Below are 24,297 nucleotides of genomic sequence, written 5' to 3'. Positions count from 1 at the left end.
ATGGGGTCTGAACTGGGAGAATGTCGTCTCCCTGGAACGCGGGCCGGGACGCGGGGGATGGAGGAACGGTGGCCGGGGACCAGTTCGCGGAGCTGCTTCGGGAGTTGAAGGAGCGGTCCGGGCTCAGTTACGGGGTGCTCGCGAAGCGGTTGCACGTGAGTACGTCCACGCTGCACCGCTACGTCAACGGGGACGCCGTGCCGACGGACTACGCGCCGGTGGAGCGGCTCGCGCGGGCGTGCAGGGCGACCCCGGAGGAACTGGTGGACCTTCACCGGCGGTGGGTCCTCGCGGACGCGCTGCGCGGGCAGAAGGGCGCGCCCCCCGGGGCCCTGACAAGAGCGGGCGGAACGCCGGACGGGGGCGAGGACGGGGACACGGGCCGGGACGGAGGCGCGGGCGAGGACCGGGGCGCGGACAAGAGCGGGGACGGGGGCACGGTCCGGGGCGGGAGCGGTGAGCCTGCGGCCCGCGGGGCCGCGGACGCGGTGACGGTCGCGGACGTCCGCGGGGAGAGCGGGCCCGGTTCCCTGCCGGGGGCCGGTCCGGAGACGGGTGACCGCGTCCCGGCGCGGCGGAACCGGCGGACGGTGGCGCTCGCCGCCGCCGGTGCCGTCGTGGCCGCCGCCGTCGCCTCCACCGCGCTCGTCGTGCACCTCGGGTCCGGCGGGAGCGAGGACGACACGAAGGGGCACGCCGTCGCTCTCGGCATACCGTCCGGCGCGCGTCCGCGCGCCGACGGCACCACGGTCGGCACGCCGCGGGGGCCGGCGTCGCCGACCGCCTCGCGCCACGGCGGGCCCGCGGCGTCCGCCTCGTCGATCGGCGGCCCGGTGGACCCGGACGCGCCCACCGGGCAGGGCGCCGGCGGAAGCGCCGCCGCCGAGGACGGCGCCACCGCGCCGACCGTCGTCGTCGACCCGTACAAGTGGGAAGATCCGTGCAGCCAGCACTATCTGGTGAACCGGAAGACCGAGCAGATGCCGCCGCCGCCGAACGAGGCGGACGCGCGGCGGTGGGTCGCCGCGCTCGGCGGGGTCGCCGGCGGGGAGCAGATGCTCGCGCTGACCGTGCAGGGCACCGGGAAGGCCACCGTCGTCCTGAAGGGTCTGCACGTGCGGGTGCTGGAGAAGAACGCGCCGCTCGCCTGGAACGACTTCGCGATGGGGGTCGGCTGCGGCGGCGGTGTGGGGACCAAGTCGTTCGGAGTGGATCTCGACGCGGGGCGGCCGGTGACCACCCCCAAGGCCGGACAGCGGGACTTCCCGTACAAGGTCAGCGAGTCCGACCCCGAGGTGTTCTACGTCTTCGCGGACGCGCAGGCGCACGACGTGAGCTGGTACCTGGAACTGGACTGGTCCAGCGGGTCGAGGAGCGGCACCGTGCGGGTCGACGACCACGGGAAGCCGTTCCGGACGAGCGGGAGCGTGGGGCGTCCCGCGTACGACTATCCGCTGGGCGGCAGCGAGTGGCAGCCGGCGGCTCCACCCGGGTAGGGGCGGTGCCTCCCGCCGGGCGGCGGGTGGTGACGTCGTCCCCGGCACGATCAAGTCGCCCCAGGAGTTAGGTTGTTGCCCGTTCGATGACGCGACTCCCCAGGGAGAGGCCTTATGCCCGGTGATGCTCTCGGCCAGGACCCCGCCGAGCTGAGGAGGAGGATCGACACCACCAAGGCGCACCCGGCCCGCGTCTACGACGTCTTCCTCGGAGGCAAGGACAACTACCCGGTCGACCGGAGCGCGGCCGCCGCGGCGCTCGCGGCGAACCCGCGCGGATACCTCGACGTCCGGCACAACCGGGACTTCCTGCGGCGCGCGGTGACCACGCTGACCGGGGACGAGGGCATCCGCCAGTACCTGGACATAGGTACGGGACTGCCGACGCGGGAGAACGTGCACCAGATCGCGCAGCGGATCGCTCCCGCGTCGCGGGTCGTCTACGTGGACAACGACCCGGTGGTCCTCGCCCACGCGCGGGCGCTCCTCACCAGTGGGCCGGCGGGGGTGACCGACTACGTCGACGCGGATCTCAAGCAGCCCGCGCGGATACTCCAGGAGGCCGCGAAGACCCTCGACCTCGATCGGCCGGTCGCGCTCGTGCTGGTGGCGATCCTGCACTTCATCGAGGACGACGAGGCCTATCCGATCGTGCGTGACCTGGTGAAGGCGCTGCCGTCCGGGAGCCGGGTGGTGCTCAGCCACCTCACCGAGGACCTGAACGCGGAGAACGTCCGGGCGGTCCAACGGACCTACACCGAGCGCGGGTTCACCTTCGTGCTGCGCTCCAGGTTCGAGGTCGAGCGGTTCTTCACGGAGAGCGGGCTGGAACTGGACGAGCCGGGTGTCGTGCCGGTGCACCACTGGCGGCCGGACGGATCGGCGCCCGCTCCCGAGGCCGCCGACCCCGGGTTCCTCGCGACCCTCGACGACATCGAGATGGTCCGCTACCGCGACATCAACGACGTCACGGACGCCGACATCAACGTCTACGGGGCGACCGCCGTCAAGCCGTGAACACCCGTGAGCCCGCGGGCCGGTGAGCCTGCGGGCGGCGGCGGCGGCGCGGCGGGCGGGACACGGACCGCGGGGGCCGGCCGGGTTCCGGCCCGGTCGCGGACCGCCGCACCCGCCGCCCCCCGCCGCGCCGAAAAGGCGTCAGTCCCACCAGAAGGACCACACCGCCTGGCCGAGCACCTCGTGCTCCGCGTACGCGCGCAGTGTCTCGTGGTGGCCCTGGGTGATGTTGTCCGGGCAGAACGCGAAGTGCTCGGCGGCCACCGCCTCGGCCGCGTCCCGGGTGGTGGGCGGCGCCGCCACCGACAGCACCAGCTGGTCGAGGGTGAGGGCGACCACCCGTATGCCGAAACGGTCCTCCCAGGAGCGCAGCACCGCGCACAGACGGCCCACGTCGCCCTCGTGGTTGAGCGGACCGCACCAGCCGATCGCCGCCGGGATGTCGGCGCTGCGGCGGGCCGGGACCAGGGCCAGGCGCGGCTCCTTCAGCCACGAGCCGCCGGTCACGAGGGAGTCGGCGATCTCGGCGGCCCGCGTGTCGGGGTCGGCCTCCAACATCGTCGCGGCCGCCGGACCTGGCCAGGTGAGACCGAACGGCGCGACCGTCTCGTCGTACGTCGGCTGCTCGCCGAAGAGCTCGACGACGGCCGGCGTGCCGGGGCCGCCCTCGTCCGCGCCGAGTTCCTCCGCCGCGTACTCCTCCCAGGACTCCGCGAGGACGTCCTCGGCGTCGTGGTCCCCGGGATAGGACGCCTCTCCCGGCAGCAGGTCCCAGTCCTGCGGCCCGCCCTGATCACCGCTCACGTCGATCAGGAGGGGGAGCAGCCCGGACGTCCGCCGCGCGGGCTCCAGCGTCCCCCAGCCGCCGGGCGCGGCCGGTCCGTCGGCGTGCCACAGCAACGGCTCGTGCCACGGGCCATCACCGGTCGCGTCGATCAGTCTCCCGGCCGGGAGATCAAGCCCGAGCGTGTGCCCGCTCGGGTCTGCCGCCAGCCTCGGCAGCGGATTCGGAAGTGTCGCCATGCCGGTGACTGTAGGGGCCGCCACTGACAACGGGGCACCGGCCCGGACCGGCCCGGGACGCGGTCCGCCGGGGCCTTCGGCGGGACGCGGAAGGGCCCCGCCGCCCGGGATCCTCCGGGAAGCGGGGCCCTTCCGGCCGTTCGTGCGCGAGCCCGCGCTGTCAGAGGCGCTCGGGCGTCCGGATGCCCAGGAGGGCCATGCCCTGGTGGAGCGTGCGGGCCGTCAGGTCGCAGAGGAAGAGGCGGTTCTCCGCGACCTCTTGCGCCGGGGCCGGCTTGATGACCGGGCACTGGTCGTAGAACGTCGTGTACAGGGACGCCAGTTGGTACAGGTAGGCCGCCAGCTTGTGCGGGGCGTACTCGGCCGCGACCTCCTCCAGCGTCTCCCCGAACCGGTCCAGATGCAGACCCAGCGCCCGCTCCGCCGGGGCCAGTTCGAGCTCCGGGTGGGCGACCGGCGTGCGCTCGCCCGCCTTGCCGAAGATCGACCGGATGCGGGCGTACGCGTACTGGAGGTACACGGACGTGTCGCCGTTCAGCGAGACCATCTGGTCCAGGTCGAACTTGTAGTCCCGCACCGCCGAGGTGGACAGGTCCGCGTACTTCACGGCGCCGATGCCGACGTACCGGCCGTTCTCCTCGATCTCCGGCTCGCTCAGGCCCACCTTCTCGGCCTTCTCCCGCACGACCGTCGTCGCCCGCTCGATCGCCTCGTCCAGCAGGTCGACCAGCCGGACCGTCTCGCCCTCACGGGTCTTGAACGGCTTGCCGTCCTTGCCGAGCACCGTGCCGAAGGCGAGCTGGTGCGCCTTCACGTCGTCGTTCAGCCAGCCGGCCCGGCGCGCGGTCTCGAAGACCATCCTGAAGTGCAGGGACTGGCGGGCGTCCACGACGTAGAGGAGCGTCGACGCCTTGAGCCCGAAGACCCGGTCGCGGATCGCGGACAGGTCCGTCGCCGCGTAGCCGTAGCCGCCGTCCGACTTGCGCACGATCAGCGGGACCGGGTTGCCGTCGGGGCCCTTGATGTCCTCGAAGAAGACGCACAGGGCGCCCTCGGAGCGGACGGCGACGCCGGACTCCTCCAGGAGGCGGCAGGTCTCGTCCAGCATGTCGTTGTAACCGGACTCGCCGACCACGTCCGGGTCGCGGATCTCCATGTCCAGCTTCTCGAAGACCGAGTAGAAGTAGATCTTCGACTCGTCCACGAACTTCTGCCACATGGCCAGCGTCTCGGGCTCGCCCGCCTGCAGGTCCACCACCCGGCGCCGCGCCCGGGTCTTGAACTCCTCGTCGGAGTCGAAGACCGTCCGCGCCGCCTTGTAGAGGCGGTTCAGGTTCGACATGGCCTCCTCGCCGGAGACCTCGCCGCCCTGGTGGTCCAACTCGTGCGGGTGCTCGATCAGGTACTGGATGAGCATGCCGAACTGGGTGCCCCAGTCGCCGATGTGGTGGCGCCGGACGACGGACTCGCCGACGAACTCCAGGATCTGCACCACCGCGTCGCCGATCACGGCCGAGCGGAGGTGCCCGACGTGCATCTCCTTCGCCACGTTCGGCTGCGCGTAGTCGATGACCGTCGTGCCCGGGTGCGCCACGAACGGCACACCGAGACGCGCGGTGTCCGCGTACCGGGCCGCCAGGTTCTCGGTGATCGCCCGGTCGGTGATCGTGATGTTCAGGAAGCCGGGGCCGGAGACCTCGATGTCCTTGATCACCTCACCCGACTCGACCCGCGCCACGACCTGCGTCGCCAGCTCTCTCGGGTTCGCCTTCGCCTTCTTCGCGAGCGCCAGGATCCCGTTGGCCTGGAAGTCGGCCCGGTCGCTTCGTCGCAGCAGCGGGTCCGCGGAACCGGCCTCCGGCAGGGCTGCCGTGAGGGCGTCCGCGAGGCGCTGGTGGACGGAGGCGGTGAGGGACGTGACCGAGGCCATGGGGTGGATGCCGTTCTCCTCGAGGAATTCAGACGGACCCGGTCAGTATCCCATGGGGGAGCAAGCGGAATTCGCTGCGACGGCGCGGCCCCGCCGGGTGGCGGGGTCACTGAAAAGCCGTTTTCGTGGTTCCGGTCCGAGCTGGGAGAATGGTTCGGTCAGCCGTACTGGCGTATCAGAAAGAAGGACGTGCCGATCGTGGCTCAGAGCACCGAGACCACCGACTGGGTCTCCCGTTTCGCGGACGAGGTCATCGCCGAGTCGGAGCGTCGTGCCCCGGGCAAACCGGTCGTCGTCGCGTCCGGACTCTCCCCCTCGGGGCCCATCCACCTCGGCAACCTGCGCGAGGTCATGACCCCGCACCTGGTCGCCGACGAGATCCGCCGCCGCGGCCACACCGTGCGCCACCTGATCTCCTGGGACGACTACGACCGCTACCGCAAGGTCCCGGCCGGCGTCCCCGGCATCGACGAGTCCTGGGCCGAGCACATCGGCAAGCCCCTGACCTCCGTCCCCGCCCCGAAGGACTCGGAGTACCCGAACTGGGCCGAGCACTTCAAGGCCGCGATGACCGAGGCGCTCGCCGAGCTCGGCGTCACGTACGACCCGATCAGCCAGACCGAGCAGTACACCACGGGCGCCTACCGCGAGCAGGTCCTCTTCGCGATGAAGCACCGCGGGGACATCGACGCCGTCCTCGAGCAGTACCGCACCAAGAAGGCCCCGGCCAAGAAGCAGCAGGGCCAGAAGCCCGTGGACGAGGCCGAGCTCGAAGCCGCGGAGGGGTCGGGCGCCGCCGCCGAGGACGACGGCAGCTCCACCTCCGGGTACTTCCCGTACAAGCCCTACTGCGGGCGCTGCGAGAAGGACCTCACCACGGTCACGGCGTACGACGACGACACGACCGAGCTGACGTACACCTGCTCGTCCTGCGGTTTCTCCGAGACCGTGCGGCTCAGCGAGTTCAACCGCGGCAAGCTGGTCTGGAAGGTCGACTGGCCGATGCGCTGGGCCCACGAGGGCGTGATTTTCGAGCCGAGCGGCGTCGACCACTCGTCCCCGGGGTCCTCCTTCCAGGTCGGCGGCCAGATCGTCGGGATCTTCGGCGGCGAGCAGCCGATCGGGCCGATGTACGCCTTCGTCGGCATCAGCGGCATGGCCAAGATGTCCAGCAGCAAGGGCGGCGTCCCCACCGCGGCCGACGCGCTGCGGATCATGGAGCCGCAGCTGCTGCGCTGGCTGTACGCGCGCCGTCGCCCCAACCAGTCCTTCAAGATCGCCTTCGACCAGGAGATCCAGCGGCTCTACGACGAGTGGGACAAGCTCGCCGGCAAGGTCGCCGACGGCTCCGTGCTGCCGGCCGACGCCGCCGCGTACGCCCGCGCCGTCGGCACCGCCGCCGGGGAACTGCCCAGGACGCCCCGCCCGATGGCGTACCGCACCCTCGCCTCCGTCGCCGACATCACCGCCGGCGCCGAGGACCAGACCCTGCGCATCCTGAGCGAGCTCGACCCGCAGAACCCGCTCGGTTCCCTCGACGAGGTCCGCCCCCGGCTGGACAAGGCCGAGACCTGGATCAACACCCAGGTCCCGGCGGAGGAGCGCACCGTCGTACGCGACGAGCCCGACGCCGCGCTGCTGGCGTCCCTCGACGACGGGGGGCGGGAGTCGCTGCGGCTGCTCCTGGAGGGACTGGAGAAGAACTGGTCCCTGGACGGCCTGACCCACCTCGTCTACGGAGTTCCCAAGGTCCAGGCCGGCTTCCCGGCCGACGCCACCGCCAAGGAGCTCCCGCCGGAGATCAAGGTCGCCCAGCGCACGTTCTTCGCGCTGCTCTACCACCTGCTCGTCGGGCGCGACACCGGCCCGCGGCTGCCCACGCTGCTGCTCGCGGTCGGCCAGGACCGGGTGCGCAAGCTGCTCGCGGTGTAGTCACCCGCCGTCCTGCGGCGGTCCTCGCGCGGTACCGCGACACGGGGAGGGGGCGTCCGGTGATCACCGGACGCCCTCCCCGTATCCGTCGGCGGGTCTACGCGATGTGGTCTTCCTGGAGTTCCGCCGTGTGGCGGTTGGTGAAGCGGTTGACCATGCGGTCGGCCTCCCGCTGCGGGAGCGTGGTGCCGTAGGTGGCCTCCACGTCGCCCCTGAACTGGCCCGAGGTCGGATAGCTGCCGTCTATCGACTTCTTGAAGACCAGGTAGTAGTCCTCCTCGGTCGGCTCCGAGCCGCCGCCGGCGCCCAGCTCACGGGTACGGCCCGGGCCGGACGGGATCGGGAAGGTGCCGGTGTCCTCCGGAGAGGGCTCCGGGACGGGCTGCTCCTCGAACCGCTGCCGCGGGAACGCCTGCTGCTCGAAGCGCTGCTCCTCCTCGAACTGCTGCTGGGCCTCGAACCGCTGCTGGGCCTGGAACCGCCGCTGCTCCTCGAACTGCTGCTGTTCCTCGAACTGCTCGGCCTGCTGCTGCTCCTCGTACCACTGCCGGTACGCGACGTCCGGGTCGTACGTCGGGTCGTAGTCGCCCTGGTACGCGACGGACTGGGGGTCGCGCGCCTGGAGCCACTGGCTGTGCGCCTCGGCGGCGTGGTCCTCCGGCTGCTCGGGCGGCTCGTACGCCTCGGCGGCGAGAAGCTGTTCGCGGACGGGGGCCGCGGTGCCCGGTACGGCGGGTACGGCCGGTTCCGGCTCGTGGGCCCGCTCCAGCCGCGGCGCCGGGGGCAGCAGCGCGGGCTCGATGCCGGCGGCGGCGAGGCCGGAGGGGGCGGTCTCGGCGAGCGGGACGCCGTAGCGGGCGAGCCGCAGCGGCATCAGGGACTCCACCGGGGCCTTGCGGCGCCAGGCCCGGCCGAAGCGGGAGCGCAGGCGGGCCTGGTAGACCAGCCGTTCCTGCTCCAGCTTGATGACCTGTTCGTAGGAGCGCAGCTCCCACAGCTTCATCCGGCGCCACAGGAGGAAGGTGGGCAGCGGGGAGAGCATCCAGCGGGTGAGACGGACGCCCTCCATGTGCTTGTCGGCGGTGATGTCGGCGATCCGGCCGATCGCGTGCCGGGCCGCCTCGACGGAGACCACGAACAGGACCGGGATCACGGCGTGCATGCCGACGCCCAGCGGGTCGGGCCAGGCCGCGGCGCCGTTGAACGCGATCGTCGCGACCGTCAGCAGCCACGCCGTCTGGCGCAGCAGCGGGAAGGGGATCCTGATCCAGGTGAGGAGGAGGTCCAGTGCCAGCAGGACGCAGATGCCCGCGTCGATGCCGATCGGGAAGACGTACGCGAAGTTCCCGAAGCCCTTCTTGAGGGCAAGCTCGCGCACGGCCGCGTACGAACCCGCGAAGCCGATTCCCGCGATGACGAGCGCACCGGCGACGACCACGCCGATGAGAATCCGGTGCATCCGGGTGAGCTGAATGGGCGCGGACACCCGTACTCCCCTCCCCTTGCGTGTTGTTCCTTGCGTGTTGTTGCGCGCAACAGGGTGGCACATGTGTGCGGCGTACGGGTGGGCGGTAGCGAAGGAGCCCGGCCCCCCGGGGGCGCGGGCTCCGTCAAATGCGCTGGAAAACCTACGAGTTGATCCGCCGGAGCGGTCGGGATGTCAGCTCTTCGCGGCCGCGGACTTCGAAGGGGAAGCGCTCTTGGAGGCCGACTTCGAGGGGCTCGCGGACTTCGACGGCTTCGCGGACTTCGAGGCGGACGCGGACGGGGACGCCGACTTGGAGGGCGCGCCGGACCCGTCCGGGGCACCGCCCGGCCTGCTGCCGTCGTGGTTCGCGGTGGCCACCGCGGCCACCACCTCCCTGGCCGCCTTCTCGGCCGCCTTCGTCAGGTCGTCCGCGCCGGGCGCCTTGTCGCCGGCCAGGCCGGCGCCGTTGTAGTCGAGCGTGATGACGACGTTCTCGACGCGCGTCACGACCGTCTGCTGCTTGAAGGTGCCTTCCTTCTTCTTCAGGTCGTAGTGCACGGCCGTCGACGTGTCACCGGTGCCGGAGACCGGCGCCGAACCGGAGGCCTTGGCGCCGGTCGCCGTCTGCGCGTCCTTGACCTGCTTCTCGTAGTAGGTCTGCGCGAGCTGGTTGCCCTCGCCGCGGGCCGCGTCCGAGTCGAAGCGCAGCAGCGAGACGTTCAGCCAGCGGAACTGGGAGCCCTTGACGCCCTTGTTGTCCAGGCTGTTCCAGGAGCAGTTGCCGCGGTTCCCCGCGTCGTTCGACTGGCCCGCCTTGGCCGACTTCACGCCCTTCGGGACGAGTTCGCCCAGCGTCTTCTTCGAGAGCACCGAGCAGGGGCTCGGCAGCGTGGCGTACGCGGCCTCCTTGACGGCGTTCGCGGTGGCGTCCGGGGAGCCCGTCGGGCTCGTGCCGGTGCTCGCCTTCGCGTCGCCGGCCCCGGAGGCGGAAGCGGAGCCGGAGTCCGAGCCGGAGTCCGAGGAACAGCCGGCGGCGACGAACATCGCCGGGACGGCGGCTGCGCAGACAAGGATGCGGGTGAGTCGCGGGGCTCGGCCTACTCGCTGTGCTGGTCGGTGCATGGTTCCTTCACTCGTGGCGCTCGTGGTGCGGCCGCACTTGGGACGTGCGGCCGGTCGGGTCCGAGGGGCCACGGTACGCGGTGAGGCAGCCGGGTGGTTCCGGTTCCGGGGGTTCGCGGGGGAGCCCCGGAGACCCCCGCGGGCCCGCTAACCGTTGAACCGGTCGACCAGCTTCTGGGCCAGATTCCGTGCCTTGTCCTGCATTTCCTTGCTGTCCGGGGCACCGGCGGAAGCGGTCGGCTGCTCGGCGTACTCGACCGTCACGATCACGTTGGACGTGCGGAACACCACAGTCACGGTGCGCTGCTGGACGGTCGAGGAGGCCGGGCTGAGCTTGTCGTCGAGGAAGGCCTCGTCACCCAGCGAGCCGAGCTCGCGGGGCTGGAGGTCGGTGGGGGTCCCGCTCGTGCCGGGGGAGGCCGCCCCGCCGCCGGCCCCGGGGGCGGACGTGGAGCCGGCCGCGGACGGGGAGGTGGACGGCGCGGACGGCGTGGGGGAGTCGCCGCCGCTGCCGGAACCGTCACCGGACTCACCGCCGGAGCCGCTGGGCGTGGCGGACGCGGTGGCCGATCCGGCGGGCTCGGGGAGGTCCGCCGCCGCCTCCTTGGTCGCGTAGATGCCCTGGGCGCGGGTGTCGTCGCTGATGGAGTTGTCGTACGAGACCACGCGCTCGAAGTCGACGCTGAGGTGGTCGGTGGCGTCGGTCGACTCCACCTTCCAGCCGCAGCCGACGCGGCGGTCGGTGTCGTAGGTGAGGGTGGCCTCGCCCTCGTAGGCGGTGTCGCGCTGCTCCTGGTCGGTGATCTGCCTGATGCCGGGCAGCAGCGCGTCGAGGCTGTCGTGGCTGACGGCGGCGCACGCCTCCGGCAGCGTGCGGTACTTGCCCGGCTGGGCGGCCGGGGTGGTCGCGCCGGCGTCGCCCGGTTTCGGGTCCGTCGCGGTGTCCCCGCCTCCCGACCCGCCCGTGCAGCCGGCCAGCAGGGCCGCGAGGAGCACGGCGGTCCCGGGGACGTACGCCTTCCGCTGCACGGTGAGGCTCCTCTCGACGGATTCCGGGGCGCGTGGCCCGGGAGGTCCTGTGGTGCTGTCCTGTGGTTATTCGGTTGCCGCGCGGGGGCGGCCCCTGCAGACAATGTGTATCGCACGCACTGCCGTGGACGCCGGTCCGTTGTCCTGTACGTCGACCTTGGCACCGCTTTTGCGTTATATGACTTTTGTTGCTTTGTGGGGGAATGGGGATGTCATGTCGTACGTGGAGATGCCGGGTGCCCGGGTGCCCATCCGTATGTGGGCCGACCCGGCGTCGGTCGAGGACGTAGCGCTGCGCCAGCTGCAGAACGTGGCGACGCTGCCGTGGATCAAGGGCCTCGCCGTGATGCCGGACGTGCATTACGGCAAGGGCGCCACGGTGGGCTCGGTCATTGCGATGCGGGACGCGGTGTGCCCGGCGGCGGTGGGGGTCGACATCGGCTGCGGGATGTCCGCGGTCAGGACGTCGCTCACCGAGGGCGACCTGCCGGGGGACCTGTCCCGGCTCCGGTCCAGGGTCGAGCAGGCGATCCCGGTGGGACGCGGGATGCACGACGCGCCGGTCGAGCCCGGTGACGTGCACGGACTCGTCACCGCGGGGTGGGACGACTTCTGGGGACGGTTCGACGGGATCGCCGACGCGGTCAAGTTCCGCCGGGAGCGTGCCGCGAAGCAGATGGGGACGCTCGGAGCGGGCAACCACTTCGTCGAGATCTGCACGGACACGACCGGTTCGGTCTGGCTGATGCTGCACTCCGGTTCCCGGAACATCGGCAAGGAACTGGCCGAGCACCACATCGGTGTCGCCCAGAAGCTCCCGCACAACCAGGGTCTGATCGACCGTGACCTGGCGGTCTTCGTCGCGGACACCCCGCAGATGGCGGCCTACCGCAACGACCTGTTCTGGGCGCAGGAGTACGCGAAGCACAACCGCACCCTGATGATGGCGCTCCTGAAGGACGTGATCCGCAAGGAGTTCAGGAAGGCGAAGCCGACCTTCGAGCCCGAGGTCAGCTGCCACCACAACTACGTCGACATCGAGCGCTACGAAGGCATGGACCTGCTCGTCACGCGCAAGGGCGCGATCAGCGCCCGGGCCGGGGAGTTCGGCATCATTCCGGGATCGATGGGGACGGGTTCGTACATCGTGAAGGGCCTGGGCAACGAGAAGTCCTTCAACTCGGCGTCGCACGGCGCGGGCCGGCGCATGAGCCGCAACGCGGCCAAGCGCCGCTTCTCGACCCGGGACCTGGAGGAGCAGACGCGGGGCGTCGAGTGCCGCAAGGACTCCGGTGTCGTCGACGAGATCCCGGGCGCGTACAAGCCGATCGAGCAGGTGATCGAGCAGCAGCGCGACCTCGTGGAGGTCGTGGCGAAGCTCAAGCAGGTCGTCTGCGTGAAGGGCTGAACCGCGGGCGGGGCGGGGCCCGGACCGGCGACGGTCCGGGCCCCGCCCCGCCCACACGGTCGTCCGTGGCCGCGTGGGCCTCACCGCCGTGCGCGGATCCGCCCGTTCACCGCCGTCCGCGGGCGCGTCGCGTCCGGTGTCACAGCTCCCGGTGGACCTTCGTGTTGGACGCCTGGGCGCGGGGGCGGACCACGAGGAGGTCGATGTTGACGTGGCTGGGGCGGGTGACCGCCCAGGTGATGGTGTCGGCCACGTCGTCGGCGGTGAGCGGCTCGGCCACGCCCGCGTACACCTTCTGGGCCTTCTCCGTGTCCCCGCCGAAGCGGGTCAGCGCGAACTCGTCCGTCTTGACCATGCCGGGCGCGACCTCGATGACCCGGACCGGGGTGCCGACGATCTCCAGCCGCAGCGTCTCGGCGAGGACGTGCTCGGCGTGCTTGGCCGCGACGTAGCCCGCGCCGCCCTCGTAGGTGCCGTGGCCGGCGGTGGAGGAGAGGACCACCACCGTTCCGTCGCCGCTGGAGGTGAGGGCGGGCAGCAGGGCCTGGGTGACGTTCAGGGTGCCGATGACGTTCGTCTCGTACATCAGGCGCCAGTCGGCCGGGTCGCCGGTGGCCACCGGGTCGGCGCCCAGCGCGCCGCCCGCGTTGTTGACCAGGACGCCGATGGTCCGGAAGGCCGTGGCGAACTCGTCGACCGCCGCGCGGTCCGTGACGTCGAGGGTGTACGCGGTGGCCTGGTGCCCCGCCGCGTTGATCTCCTCGGCCAGCGCCTCGATGCGGTCCTTGCGGCGCGCGGTCAGGACGACGCGGTAGCCGGCCGCGGCGAGCTGCCGGGCCGTCGCCGCGCCGATGCCGCTGCTCGCGCCGGTGACGACGGCGATACGGGAGGACGCGGAGGGCGCGGCGGACGTCATGGGCTGCTCCTGAGGTGTACGGCGTACGGCCGCGGTCACGTCGGGGCGTACGGCATGCGGTGATCGGTCCTGGCCAGGATAGGCAGGCGGTCGTCGCGCGCGTCGAGTCCGTCCGTTCCCCGGGCGGCCCGTCTCAGCCGCCGCCGCGCGGCGCGTACATGATCACGGCCATCCCGGCGAGGCAGATCAGCGCGCCGGTGACGTCCCAGCGGTCGGGGCGGTAGCCGTCCGCGACCACGCCCCACGCGAGTGAGCCGGCCACGAAGACCCCGCCGTACGCGGCGAGGATCCGGCCGAACTCGGCGTCCGGCTGGAGCGTGGCCACGAAGCCGTAGACGCCCAGCGCCATGACGCCCGCGCCGATCCAGAGCCAGCCGCGGTGCTCGCGGACGCCCTGCCAGACCAGCCAGGCGCCGCCGATCTCGAAGAGCGCGGCGACGACGAAGAGGGCCACGGAACGGACGATCACCATGCCGTCACTCTCGCACGGGCGCTCCGCCCGCTCCCCGTCACCTGTTGGAGGGCGCCTGTCGGCGCTCAGAGGTGGCATACATCGGGTGACCTGATGAGCGTTCTGGGCGTTCGAGTGAAGGAAGTGACGGCATGCGGATTCTCCCCGCGGTGGGTGCGATGGGGGCGGGGGCGGTCGTGGTGATGGCCGGGGCCTGCCCGGTCCGGGCCCTCGCCCCGGAGGCCGACCTCGCCTACCACGGCTCCGTGGCCATGGCGGCCGGACGCTTCGACCTGCGGCTCGTCCCGCAGAACCACGGCCCGAACGAGGTCTCCGGGGCGACGGTCCGGCTGCGCTGGTCGGCACCGCTCGCGGACCGGCAGCGGCTGCCCGGCGGCTGTGTGCGCTCGGACGTGCGCACCGTGGTGTGCCGGACGGGGGAGCTGCCCGCGGACGGGCTGGGGGACCCGATCGCGCTGACGGTCCGGCTGCGGGGTGTGCCGACCGAGGCGGCGCTGACGATCGACACGGTCTGGGGCGGCGGCGCGGTGGACCGGAACCACGCCAACGACCGGCAGCGGGTGCTGGCCCTGGACACGGGCGACTCGTACGCCTTCTAGCCCTGGGGGGCAGGGAACGGCGGCATGCGTGCCCGCGCGTGACGGCGGTGGTTCGTCGCGGTGACGCGGGGCTCGTGCGGTCGCTGGGGGGCGGGCCGTCTCGGTGGAGGGTGCGGCGGACGGGGCGTGCCTGGCGGAGCCGGGGGCGCCGGCGGACGCGGGCGTGCTCACGCTCCGGGTCGCCGGGTCGCCGGGTCGCCGGGTCGCCGGGTCGCCGGGTCGCCGGGATGCCGGGACGTCAGGGCTGGGACCGGGCGTCCGCGGCGCCACGCCCGGCCGGCGGAGGGGAGGCCTGTGCGGGCGGGTGGTCCTCCTCCCCCGGGGCGCGGGAGCGGTGCCGGTGAAGTGGAGGTCCGGGGGCGGGGGCGGGGGAGCGTGCCCGGGAATAGGTCGGCGGGGATCGCCGTTTGCGGCTATAGTTGAATCGTAAACAACCTGGAGGGCGAGCGAGCATGCAGTTCGGGATATTCACCGTCGGCGACGTGACACCGGATCCGACCACCGGCCGGTCACCGAGCGAGCACGAGCGCATCAAGGCCATGGTCGCCATCGCGCAGAAGGCCGAGGAGGTGGGCCTTGACGTCTTCGCGACCGGTGAGCACCACAACCCGCCGTTCGTGCCCTCCTCACCGACCACGATGCTCGGCTACATCGCCGCCCGCACCGAGAACCTGATCCTCTCCACCTCCACCACCCTGATCACCACCAACGACCCGGTGAAGATCGCTGAGGACTTCGCGATGCTCCAGCATCTGGCGGAGGGCAGGGTCGACGTCATGATGGGCCGCGGCAACACCGGCCCGGTCTATCCGTGGTTCGGACAGGACATCCGCCAGGGCATCAACCTCGCCGTCGAGAACTACGCGCTGCTCCACCGCCTGTGGCGCGAGGACGTGGTGACGTGGGAGGGCAAGTTCCGCACACCGCTGCAGTCGTTCACGTCCACCCCCCGGCCCTTGGACGGGGTGCCGCCGTTCGTCTGGCACGGCTCGATCCGCTCCCCCGAGATCGCCGAGCAGGCCGCGTACTACGGCGACGGCTTCTTCCACAACAACATCTTCTGGCCCGCCGACCACACCAAGCGGATGGTCGAGCTCTACCGCGAGCGGTACGCGCACTACGGGCACGGCACCCCGGAGCAGGCCGTCGTGGGCCTGGGCGGCCAGGTCTTCATGCGGCACAACTCGCAGGACGCCGTACGGGAGTTCCGGCCGTACTTCGACAACGCCCCGGTGTACGGACACGGGCCGTCCCTGGAGGAGTTCACCGACCAGACCCCGCTGACCGTCGGCTCGCCCCAGCAGGTCATCGAGAAGACGCTGACCTTCCGGGAGTACGCCGGTGACTACCAGCGCCAGCTGTTCCTGATGGACCACGCCGGCCTGCCGCTGAAGACCGTCCTGGAGCAGCTCGACCTGCTGGGCGAGGAGGTCGTCCCCGTCCTGCGCGAGGAGTTCGCCAAGAACCGTCCGGCCTCGGTGCCGGAGGCCCCGACCCACCGGGCCCGCGTGGCCGCCGCCCGGGAGGTGACCGTCGCATGAGGCTCGTCGTCGTCTCGGCGGGGCTGAGCGTCCCGTCGTCCACCCGGCTGCTCGCCGACCGGCTGGCCGCCGCGGCCGTCGACGGGACCGCCGCGCGGGTGGAGGTCGTCGAACTGCGCGACCTCGCCGTCGAGATCGCGCACCACTTCACCAACGGGTTCCCCGGGCGGGCACTGGGCTCCGCACTCGACGCCGTGACGACGGCGGACGGACTGATCGTCGTCACACCGGTGTTCTCGGCGTCGTACAGCGGACTGTTCAAGTCCTTCTTCGACGTACTGGACATGGACGCGCTCGCCGGGAAGCCGGTCCTGATCGCCGCGACCGGCGGCTCGGCCCGGCACTCCCTGGTGCTCGAACACGCCCTGCGCCCGCTCTTCGCCCATCTGCGCGCCGTCGTCGTACCGACCGGGGTGTACGCGGCCTCCGAGGACTGGGGCGCGGAGGGACTGGCGGACCGGATCGACCGGGCGGCGGCGGAGCTGCGGTCGCTGATGACGGCGCTCACGGCAGCCGCCGGTACGGCGCCGGAGGCGGCCGGCACGGCCGGTAGCGAGGGTGTCGGCGCAGCCGGCGGCGCGGACGCGACCGACGGTTCCGGGGACCCGGGGCCGGCCGGTTCGGCGCCCGCCGCGAAGCCGCCCGTCCCGCGGGGAACCGCTCCGGCGGCGCCCGTCCGGACCGTGTCCGGGGGCGGCTTCGAGGTCGTCCCCTTCGAACAGCAGCTCGCGGCCCTGCGGCCGTAGGTGAGCGGGCCGGAAGGCCGGACGGACGGTGAGCGGGCCGGAAGGCCGGACGGTGTGCGGCCCGCGGCGCGGACAGGGGTGGGCCGCCACCGTCGTGCGCTTCCGGCCCACCCCCGCGCGCCGGCCCGACGTCCGTCCGGCCGGAGCTGCCGAGGGCCCGAGCGTGACGGTCCGCCCGGCATTCGCGACAGAGTGACCCGGCCGGGTAAGGGCCCCGCGCGGGGAGGGGTGAGAGCCGGGTAAGAAGCCCACACCCACCCGCCTCTTCCGGTGGTGGGCGGCCGAGGGCTTGGCAGACTGGTCAGGTGCCCCAGACTGTGCTGCTCGCCGAGGACGACCGTGCCATCCGCCATGCCCTGGAAAGGGCGCTGACACTGGAGGGCTACGCGGTGACGGCCGTCGCCGACGGCGTCGAGGCGCTGGCACAGGCCCACCGCACCCCGCCGGACATCCTGGTCCTGGACGTCATGATGCCCGGCATCGACGGACTCCAGGTCTGCCGCGTCCTGCGCGCCGAGGGCGACCGCACACCGATCCTGATGCTCACCGCCCTGGTCGAGACGGCCGACCGCATCGCGGGCCTGGACGCCGGGGCCGACGACTACGTGGTCAAGCCCTTCGACGTGGAGGAGGTGTTCGCCCGGCTGCGGGCACTGCTGCGCCGCACCAGCCCGGTCCCCGCGGTTCCCGCCGCCGGAGCGGAGACCGCGTCCGCCCCGGCACCGGCGCCGGCGTCCCGCGAGGTCCCGGGCCAGATCGCCGCGGCCGGCCTGCACATGGACGTCCAGGCCCGTCGCGCCTGGCGCGGACAGCGCGAGCTGGAACTCACCCGCACCGAGTTCGAACTCCTCGAACTCCTCGTCCGCAACGCGGGCATCGTCCTCGACCACGCCACGATCTACGACCGCATCTGGGGCTACGACTTCGGGCCCGGCTCCAAGAACCTCGCCGTCTACGTGGGATACCTGCGGCGCAAACTCGACGGACCGGGCGCTCCGGCGCTGATCCACACCGTGCGGGGCGTGGGGTACGTCCTGCGGGAGGACTGAGTGCCCCCGGGCCGGCTCACCTGGCTGCGTCCCCGGCGGCTGTCCTCCCTGAGGGCGACCTTCACCCTGTCGTTCGCGGCCGTCGCCGCCGCGGTCACGGTCCTCGTCGGGTTCCTCAGCTACGACGCCGCGGCCCGGCTGGTGCGGGTGGACCAGCAGACCGTCTTCTCCGAGGTCGTCCAGGACCTGCGCGGCCAGGTGCGGGAGACACCGCTCGACCCGGGTGACTTCTCGTCGTCCGACCCCGACCACGACGGTCCGCTCGACGACGTCATCCGGCCCAGCCGTACGGACGTGCAGGTGCTCGGGCCCGGCGGGGCCGTCGCCGAGCGCGGGCGGCCGGTCCTGCCCGTCGTCGCCGGTGACCGGCGGATCACCGCGGCCCCGGCCGCAGGCACCTGGACCGAGCACCGGGAGGTGGACGTCGGAGGGGACCTCTACCGGGTGGCCACGGTGGCGCTCGGCGGCGGCCGCGGTGCCGTGCAGGTCGCCCAGCAGTTCAGTGACACGGAGGACCTGCTGCGGGAGCTCCAGCAGCGGACCGTGCTGATGGTCGCGGCCGTGGTGATCGCGTCGGGGCTGTTCGGGTGGTGGCTCGCGCGGCGGATCACCCGGCGGCTGGTACGGCTGGCGGGGGCCGCCGAGGACGTGGCGCGCACCGGGCGGCTCGGCATCCAGGTGCCGGTCGCCGGATACGACGAGGTGGCGCGGCTCGGGCGCTCCTTCGACCGGATGCTCGGACGGCTCGCCCGCTCCGAGGAGGACCAGCGGCGACTGGTCCAGGACGCGGGGCACGAACTGCGTACGCCGCTGACCTCGCTGCGTACCAACATCTCGATGCTCCGGCGCATCGACGAACTGCCGCCCGGGGCCCGCGAGGAACTGGTCGCCGACCTCGCCCAGGAGTCCCGTGAGCTGACGGACCTCGTCAACGAACTGGTGGCGCTCGCGGCCGGGCAGTCGGACACCGAGCCCGTGCGGCGGGTCGATCTCGCCGATCTCGCCGAGGACGTCGTGATCGTCGCGCGGCGGCGCAGCGGGCGGGACGTCATCCTCCGGGTGAGCGGGGACACGACGGTGGACGGGCGTCCGACGGCGTTGCAGCGGGCGGTGTCGAATCTGGTGGAGAACGCGGTGAAGTTCGACCGGGGCGGGGACACACCGGTCGAGATCGTGGTGGCGGGGACGGTGCGGGGCGGGGGCGACCGGGGGATCGGGGCCGGTGGTGGGGGCGGTGCCGGTGGGGGCGCCGGTGCCGGCGTCGCGGCCGGTGGGGGGCGTCCGGGCAATGTCCGTATCGAGGTGCTCGACCGGGGGCCCGGGATCGCCGAGGGGGATCTCGTACGGGTCTTCGACCGCTTCTACCGTGCGGCCGACGCGCGCAGTCTGCCCGGGTCCGGGCTGGGGCTGTCCATCGTGCGGGAGGTTGCGACGGCGCACGGCGGGGCGGCGTTCGCCTATCGGCGGGAGGGGGGCGGGGCGGTTTTCGGTTTCACGGTGAGCGGGACGGGTGACCGTGCCTTGTCCGAGGGGTGAGGCCCTCGCTGCCCCGTCCCACCGGGGCTCTGCCCCGGACCCCGCCAGGGGCGCTGCGCCCTCTGGACCCCCGCCCTCGCCCGAAGGGCTCGTCCTCAAACGCCGGACGGGCTGATGGTGCGCGCCCGCGCTCACAGGTCGCGGACGGGCTGGGGATGCGGGCCCGGGTTCGAAGGCCGTCGGCCGGGTTCAGCCGACATGGACGCGTGGTCGGCGTGCGGGGTCCGGCTCGGCCTCGCGGAGCACCTCGCGGGTGACGGGAGCGACCTCGCCCTGACCGAAGAGGAAGAACCGGAGGAAGTTCGTGAACGGGTTCCCCTCGGTCCACTCGAAGTAGATGTGCGGGGTGCACCGGGTGCTGTCCCGGACGTGCAGGAGCAGCGCCGCGAGCGCGTTCGGTACGGACGCCGACTCCAGCGTCAGCACCCGGTACCGCCCGTGCAGCACCTCCCCCCGGACCGTGAGCCCCGACTCGAACTCGGACGCGTCGACCACGGTGACCTCGACGAACACGAAGTCCTCGGTGCCGGGGACGTCGTTGTCGGCGCGGATCTGTTTGATCTTCTCCCGGTACTCACCGACGTCCCGGCTGTCCGGTTCGTTGGCGACGAAACGGATCCGGCGGCTCGCGATGTCCCGGACGAACCGCTCGGCCATGGCGTCGAGGGTCACGCCGGTGACGCGCAGCTCGAAGGCGCGGGCGAGCCGCGAGAGGAGCGAGACGAGGATGATGCCGGCGATGAAGCAGGCGCCGATCTTGACACCGTCGGGACGTTCGATGACGTTGACGACGGTCGTGTACAGGAAGACCACGGAGATGACGCCGAAGGCGACGGTCCAGTGACGCTGGCCCGCCTTGCGGGCGGCGATGGTCACCGCGATGGCGGCGGAGCTGATCAGCACGAGGACACCGGTGGCGTACGCACCGCCCTGGGCGTCGACGTCGGCGTCGAAGATCCAGGTGACGAGGAAGGCGACCAGGGTGAAGACGATCACCATCGGGCGGACGGCACGCGCCCAGTGCGGAGCCATGCCGTAGCGGGGCAGATAGCGCGGCATCAGATTGAGCAGCCCGGCCATGGCGGAGGCGCCGGCGAACCACAGGATGGCGATCGTCGACACGTCGTACACCGTGCCGAAGACACCGCCGAGGTACCGGTGCGCCAGGTAGGCGAGCGCGCGGCCGTTGGCCCGGCCGCCCGACTCGAACTCCTTCTCCGGGATGAGCACGGTCGTGATGAAGCTGGTCACGATCAGGAACACGCTCATGATCACGGCGGCGGTGGTCAGCAGCTTCTTGGTACCGCGGATCCGGCCGGCGGGCTTCGCGTCGGTGTCGCCGGGGTCGCCCTCGACATGCGGCATGACCGCGACGCCGGTCTCGAAGCCGGACAGGCCGAGCGCGAGCTTCGGGAAGACGAGCAGGGCCACCCCGATCATCGCGAGGGCGTTGCCGTGCTCCGCGGTCAGGGCCCGGCCCCAGTCGGTGATCACGTGCTCCTCGGCCAGCACGTGCCACAGGCCGGTCACCGCGACCACCACGTTGAGCCCCAGATAGATCCCCACGAGGACGACCGCGACACCGATCGCCTCCAGGAAGCCCTTGAGGAAGACGGCGCCGAGCAGGGCGACCAGGAAGAGGGTGATCAGCATCTGCCGGCCCCGCAGGGCATCGGTGAGATGCGGGTTCTCGACGAGGTGGGTGGAGGCGTCCGCGGCCGACAGGGTGATGGTGATCAGGAAGTCCGTGGCGGCGAAGCCCAGCAGGGTCAGGACGAAGAGCTTGCCCTTCCAGAAGGACAGCAGCCGCTCCAGCATCGCGATCGACCCCTCGCCCCGGGGGCTCTCCTCGGCCACCCGCCGGTAGACGGGCAGCGCGCCCGCGAGGGTGACGACGACGAGCACGACGGTCGCCACCGGGGACAGCAGCCCGGCGGCCAGGGCCGCGATGCCGGGCTGGTAGCCGAGGGTGGAGAAGTAGTCGACGCCGGTCAGGCACATGACGCGCCACCACCGCTGCCCCCGGTGCGCGGGCTCGGGCTCGGCGGGCCCCGGCACCCGGTGGCCCTTGCCCATGTCGGACAGGCCCTCCAGCATCCACGCCCGCAGCCGGCTCGGGGCGGTGTGCTCGGTGCTGGCCATCGGCGTGCTCTCCTGACGTACGGCCCTCCCGCGGACACCGGGGGACCCGATGGCCGGGGACCCGCGGACGAAGGGTCCGGACGCGTCCAGCTTGCGTCAGGACCGGGTGGTCCCGCATCACGGGCGCGCCGGGCGCGGGACGCGGGGCCTGACCCGGACCCGGGCTCGTCAATGGGATGTCAACTTCCCCGGCTGTGGCGCCAGGGAACCGTCAAGACCGCCGCACGCCCGCGGGTGCCCGGGTTTGGCTGGAGGGTGACGGGTTTGGCTGGAGGGTGATGAACGAGGCACGGCCGACGCGTGAGGTGCGGCCCGGACGGCTGAAGGTCTACCTCGGGGCTGCCCCGGGCGTCGGCAAGACCTACCGCATGCTCGACGAGGGACACCGCCGCGCGGCCCGCGGCGCCGACGTGGTGGTGGGGTTCGCGCGGTGCCACGGACGCCCGCACACCGAGGCGATGCTCCACGGCCTGGAGGTGGTGCCGCCGGTCCGTCACCACCACGGGGGCGAGGAGCGCGAGGAGATGGACCTCGCCGCGGTCCTCGCGCGCCGCCCGCGGGTGGTGATCGTCGACGAGTTCGCCCACACCAACGTGCCCGGAGACGGCCGCAACGCGGAACGCCGCCAGGACGTCGAGGATCTGCTGGCCGTCGGGATCGACGTCATCACGGCGCTGGACATCCGGCACCTGGAGTCGCTCGGCGACATCGTCGAGCGGATCACCCGGGTACCGCAGCGCGAGACGGTGCCCGACGAGGCCGTCCGCCGGGCCGACCGGATCGAGCTGGTGGACATGGACCCGATGGACCTGCGCCGCCGGATGGCACACGGCACCATCTACGGACCCGACCGGATCGACGCGGCCCTCGCCGACCACTTCCGCCCCGCCAATCTGACGGCGCTGCGCCGGCTCGCCCTGCTGTGGATGGCCGACCGCGTCGACGAGGCGCTGCTCTCGTACCGCCCGGAGCGGGCCGGCGACGGCGGACGCCAGCCCCGTGAGCGGGTCGTGGTCGCGCTCACCGGCGGGCGCGAGGGCGAGACCCTCATCCGGCGCGCCGCCCGCGTCGCGGGTCTTCCCCGCGCTCTCGACGCCCCCGGACCGACCGGCCCGGGGGCGTCCCGGCGGCCCGCGGGCGATCTGCTCGCCGTGCACGTGACGCGCAGCGACTCCCTCGCCGCCGGTGCCTCGCACGCCTCCCTCGCCCGGCAGCGGCGGCTCGTCGAGAACCTCGGCGGCAGCTACCACTCGGTCGTCGGCGACGACGTCGCGACCGCGCTGGCCGAGTTCGCGCGGGCCGAGGACGCCACCCAGCTCGTCCTCGGCACCAGCCGCCGCGGACGCGTCGAGCGGTTCGTCACCGGACGCGGCACCGGGGAGACGGTGACCGAGCTCTGCGCCGACATCGACGTCCACACGGTCGCGCACGAGCGGGCGGGCCGAGGCACCCTGCTGCCGTCGCGGCGCCGTACGCTGCCCACCGCGCGGCTGGTCGCCGGACCGGTCGCCGGTCTTGTCCTTCCGGTGCTGCTCACCCTCCTCCTCGCCCAGGTGCGCGGCACCGTCAACCTCACCAGCGAGGCGCTGCTGTTCCTGCTCACCGTGGTGGGGGTGGCCTGCATCGGCGGTGTCGCCTCGGCCGTGATCGCCTCGGTCACGGCGTCGCTGCTGCTCAACTACTGGTTCATCCCGCCGGTCGGCTCGTTCACGCTCGCCGATCCCAACGCCGTGCTCGCGGTGGGCGTCTTCACGGTCGTCGCCGCCACGGTCGCGGCCGTCGTCGACCGGTCGCTGCGGCTGTCCCGGCGCGCCGCCCGCGCGACCGCCGAGGCGGAGACCATGTCGTCGCTCGCGGGCACCATCGTCCGGGGCGGTGCGACGATCCCGGCTCTGCTGGAGCGCACCCGGGAGACGTTCGGCACGGACTCCGCGGAGCTCGTGGACCGGCCGCCCCCGCCGGGCACGGACACCGGGGCGGTCGTGGTCGTGCCCGCGGGGCCGGGCTCCCACCTGGTCCTGCGCGGCCGCGTCCTCGCCTCCTCGGAGCGGCGGGTGCTGGCCGCGTTCGCCGCGCACGTCGGGTCGGCCGTCGAACGGGCCAGGCTCGCGGAGGCCGCCGCCGAGGTGGAGCCGGTCCGGGCCGCCGACCGGATGCGCACGGCACTGCTGCGGGCGGTCGGCCACGACCTGCGCACCCCGCTCGCCGCCGGCTGGGCCGCGGTGGCCTCGCTGCGCAGCCGTGACGTCGAGTTCTCCGCCGCGGACCGCGACGAACTGCTCGCCACCGCCGACGAGTCGATGGCCAAGCTGAACCGGCTGGTGGAGAACCTGCTCGACCTCAGCCGTCTGCAGGCCGGCGTGCTGTCGCTGAACCTGCGGGCCACCGCCCTGGAGGAGGTGCTCCCGGCGGCGCTCGCGGACGTTCCCGGGGTCGGGGTCGGTGACCTGGAGAAGCTCCCGGCCGTCCTCGCCGACCCGCCGCTGCTGGAACGGGTGATCGCCAACCTGGCCGGCAACGCCGCCCGGCACACCCCGGCGGGGCGCCCCGTGCTGCTGACCGCCAGCGCGCACGCGGGCCGGGTCGAGGTGCGGATCGTGGACCGCGGCCCCGGTGTCCCGGCGTCCGGCCGCGACCGGCTCTTCGAGCCCTTCCAGCGGCTGGGCGACACCGACAACTCGACGGGGCTCGGTCTCGGTCTCGCCCTGTCACGGGGTCTGACCGAGGCGATGAACGGCACCCTCGTCCCGGAGGACACCCCGGGCGGCGGCCTCACGATGGTCCTGTCCCTGCCGTGCGCACAGAGCGCCGAGAGCGCCGAGAGCGCCGAGAACGCCGAGAACTGCGACGGGGTGACGAGGTGACGAGGGG

18 protein-coding genes are annotated in these 24,297 nt (G+C 72.6%); 10 read left to right on the top strand and 8 right to left on the bottom strand.

Going from position 1 to position 24,297, the window contains the following annotated elements:
- Positions 1-20 precede the first annotated feature (20 nt).
- Positions 21-1,496, top strand: a complete 1,476-nt coding sequence (locus tag OG776_RS19460) for a helix-turn-helix domain-containing protein (RefSeq protein ID WP_329321872.1) — start codon at positions 21-23, stop codon at positions 1,494-1,496.
- 114 nt (positions 1,497-1,610) lie between these two features.
- Positions 1,611-2,513, top strand: a complete 903-nt coding sequence (locus tag OG776_RS19455) for an SAM-dependent methyltransferase (protein ID WP_329326461.1) — start codon at positions 1,611-1,613, stop codon at positions 2,511-2,513.
- Positions 2,514-2,654: 141 nt separating this feature from the next.
- On the opposite strand, the gene OG776_RS19450 is transcribed toward OG776_RS19455, so the two are convergent.
- Positions 2,655-3,536, bottom strand: coding sequence for a DUF4253 domain-containing protein (locus OG776_RS19450; RefSeq protein ID WP_329321870.1), 882 nt, complete (start codon positions 3,534-3,536; stop codon positions 2,655-2,657).
- Between the two features lie 160 nt (positions 3,537-3,696).
- A complete protein-coding gene (argS, locus tag OG776_RS19445) occupies positions 3,697-5,466 on the bottom strand; it encodes an arginine--tRNA ligase (RefSeq protein ID WP_329321868.1) in 1,770 nt (589 codons plus the stop codon).
- A 189-nt stretch (positions 5,467-5,655) separates the two neighbouring features.
- Between argS and lysS the strand changes: the two genes are divergently transcribed.
- Positions 5,656-7,398, top strand: coding sequence for a lysine--tRNA ligase (lysS, locus tag OG776_RS19440; protein ID WP_148012244.1), 1,743 nt, complete (start codon positions 5,656-5,658; stop codon positions 7,396-7,398).
- Between the two features lie 97 nt (positions 7,399-7,495).
- Here lysS and OG776_RS19435 read toward each other — a convergent pair whose 3' ends face one another.
- The 3 genes from OG776_RS19435 to OG776_RS19425 form a co-directional block, all read right to left on the bottom strand.
- On the bottom strand, positions 7,496-8,857 hold the full coding sequence (locus OG776_RS19435; protein WP_148012426.1) for a DUF2637 domain-containing protein: 1,362 nt from the start codon (positions 8,855-8,857) through the stop codon (positions 7,496-7,498).
- A 201-nt stretch (positions 8,858-9,058) separates the two neighbouring features.
- Entirely contained in the window at positions 9,059-9,988 is a 930-nt protein-coding gene (locus tag OG776_RS19430; RefSeq protein WP_148012243.1) for a DUF3558 domain-containing protein, read from the bottom strand.
- A 147-nt stretch (positions 9,989-10,135) separates the two neighbouring features.
- On the bottom strand, positions 10,136-11,017 hold the full coding sequence (locus OG776_RS19425) for a DUF3558 domain-containing protein (RefSeq protein ID WP_148012242.1): 882 nt from the start codon (positions 11,015-11,017) through the stop codon (positions 10,136-10,138).
- Between the two features lie 214 nt (positions 11,018-11,231).
- Here OG776_RS19425 and OG776_RS19420 point away from each other — a divergent pair, with 214 nt between their 5' ends.
- Entirely contained in the window at positions 11,232-12,425 is a 1,194-nt protein-coding gene (locus tag OG776_RS19420; RefSeq protein ID WP_148012241.1) for an RtcB family protein, read from the top strand.
- Between the two features lie 139 nt (positions 12,426-12,564).
- On the opposite strand, the gene OG776_RS19415 is transcribed toward OG776_RS19420, so the two are convergent.
- Together OG776_RS19415 and OG776_RS19410 are read right to left on the bottom strand one after the other, a co-directional pair.
- Positions 12,565-13,341: an SDR family NAD(P)-dependent oxidoreductase gene (locus OG776_RS19415; RefSeq protein ID WP_148012240.1), complete on the bottom strand. Its 777-nt coding sequence runs from the start codon at positions 13,339-13,341 to the stop codon at positions 12,565-12,567.
- Between the two features lie 133 nt (positions 13,342-13,474).
- Entirely contained in the window at positions 13,475-13,813 is a 339-nt protein-coding gene (locus OG776_RS19410; RefSeq protein WP_148012239.1) for a YnfA family protein, read from the bottom strand.
- Positions 13,814-13,944: 131 nt separating this feature from the next.
- Between OG776_RS19410 and OG776_RS19405 the strand changes: the two genes are divergently transcribed.
- The 5 genes from OG776_RS19405 (at position 13,945) to OG776_RS19385 (ending at position 19,284) form a co-directional block, all read left to right on the top strand.
- The gene (locus OG776_RS19405; RefSeq protein ID WP_148012238.1) at positions 13,945-14,412 is read left to right on the top strand and encodes a hypothetical protein; all 468 of its coding nucleotides are present in this window, start codon (positions 13,945-13,947) and stop codon (positions 14,410-14,412) included.
- 452 nt (positions 14,413-14,864) lie between these two features.
- Entirely contained in the window at positions 14,865-15,953 is a 1,089-nt protein-coding gene (locus OG776_RS19400; RefSeq protein ID WP_148009910.1) for an LLM class flavin-dependent oxidoreductase, read from the top strand.
- Positions 15,950-16,699 (top strand): CE1759 family FMN reductase, encoded by a 750-nt coding sequence (locus tag OG776_RS19395; protein ID WP_148009911.1) that lies wholly within the window; start codon positions 15,950-15,952, stop codon positions 16,697-16,699. The genes OG776_RS19400 and OG776_RS19395 overlap by 4 nt, the downstream gene beginning before the upstream one ends.
- Positions 16,700-17,016: 317 nt before the next feature.
- Complete coding sequence (locus OG776_RS19390) at positions 17,017-17,748, top strand: response regulator transcription factor (protein WP_148010971.1); 732 nt, start codon at positions 17,017-17,019, stop codon at positions 17,746-17,748.
- Entirely contained in the window at positions 17,749-19,284 is a 1,536-nt protein-coding gene (locus OG776_RS19385) for a HAMP domain-containing sensor histidine kinase (protein WP_329321862.1), read from the top strand. It begins immediately after the preceding gene.
- A gap of 189 nt (positions 19,285-19,473) precedes the next feature.
- On the opposite strand, the gene OG776_RS19380 is transcribed toward OG776_RS19385, so the two are convergent.
- Complete coding sequence (locus tag OG776_RS19380) at positions 19,474-21,426, bottom strand: APC family permease (RefSeq protein WP_148009912.1); 1,953 nt, start codon at positions 21,424-21,426, stop codon at positions 19,474-19,476.
- A gap of 278 nt (positions 21,427-21,704) precedes the next feature.
- Here OG776_RS19380 and OG776_RS19375 point away from each other — a divergent pair, with 278 nt between their 5' ends.
- Positions 21,705-24,290, top strand: coding sequence for a sensor histidine kinase (locus tag OG776_RS19375; protein ID WP_329321860.1), 2,586 nt, complete (start codon positions 21,705-21,707; stop codon positions 24,288-24,290).
- Positions 24,291-24,297 lie beyond the last annotated feature (7 nt).

The sequence above is a fragment of the Streptomyces sp. NBC_01689 genome (assembly GCF_036250675.1).
GTDB lineage: Bacteria > Actinomycetota > Actinomycetes > Streptomycetales > Streptomycetaceae > Streptomyces.
Note: the sequence above shows the minus strand (reverse complement) of the source record. Positions and strands in the feature narration are given on the sequence as shown.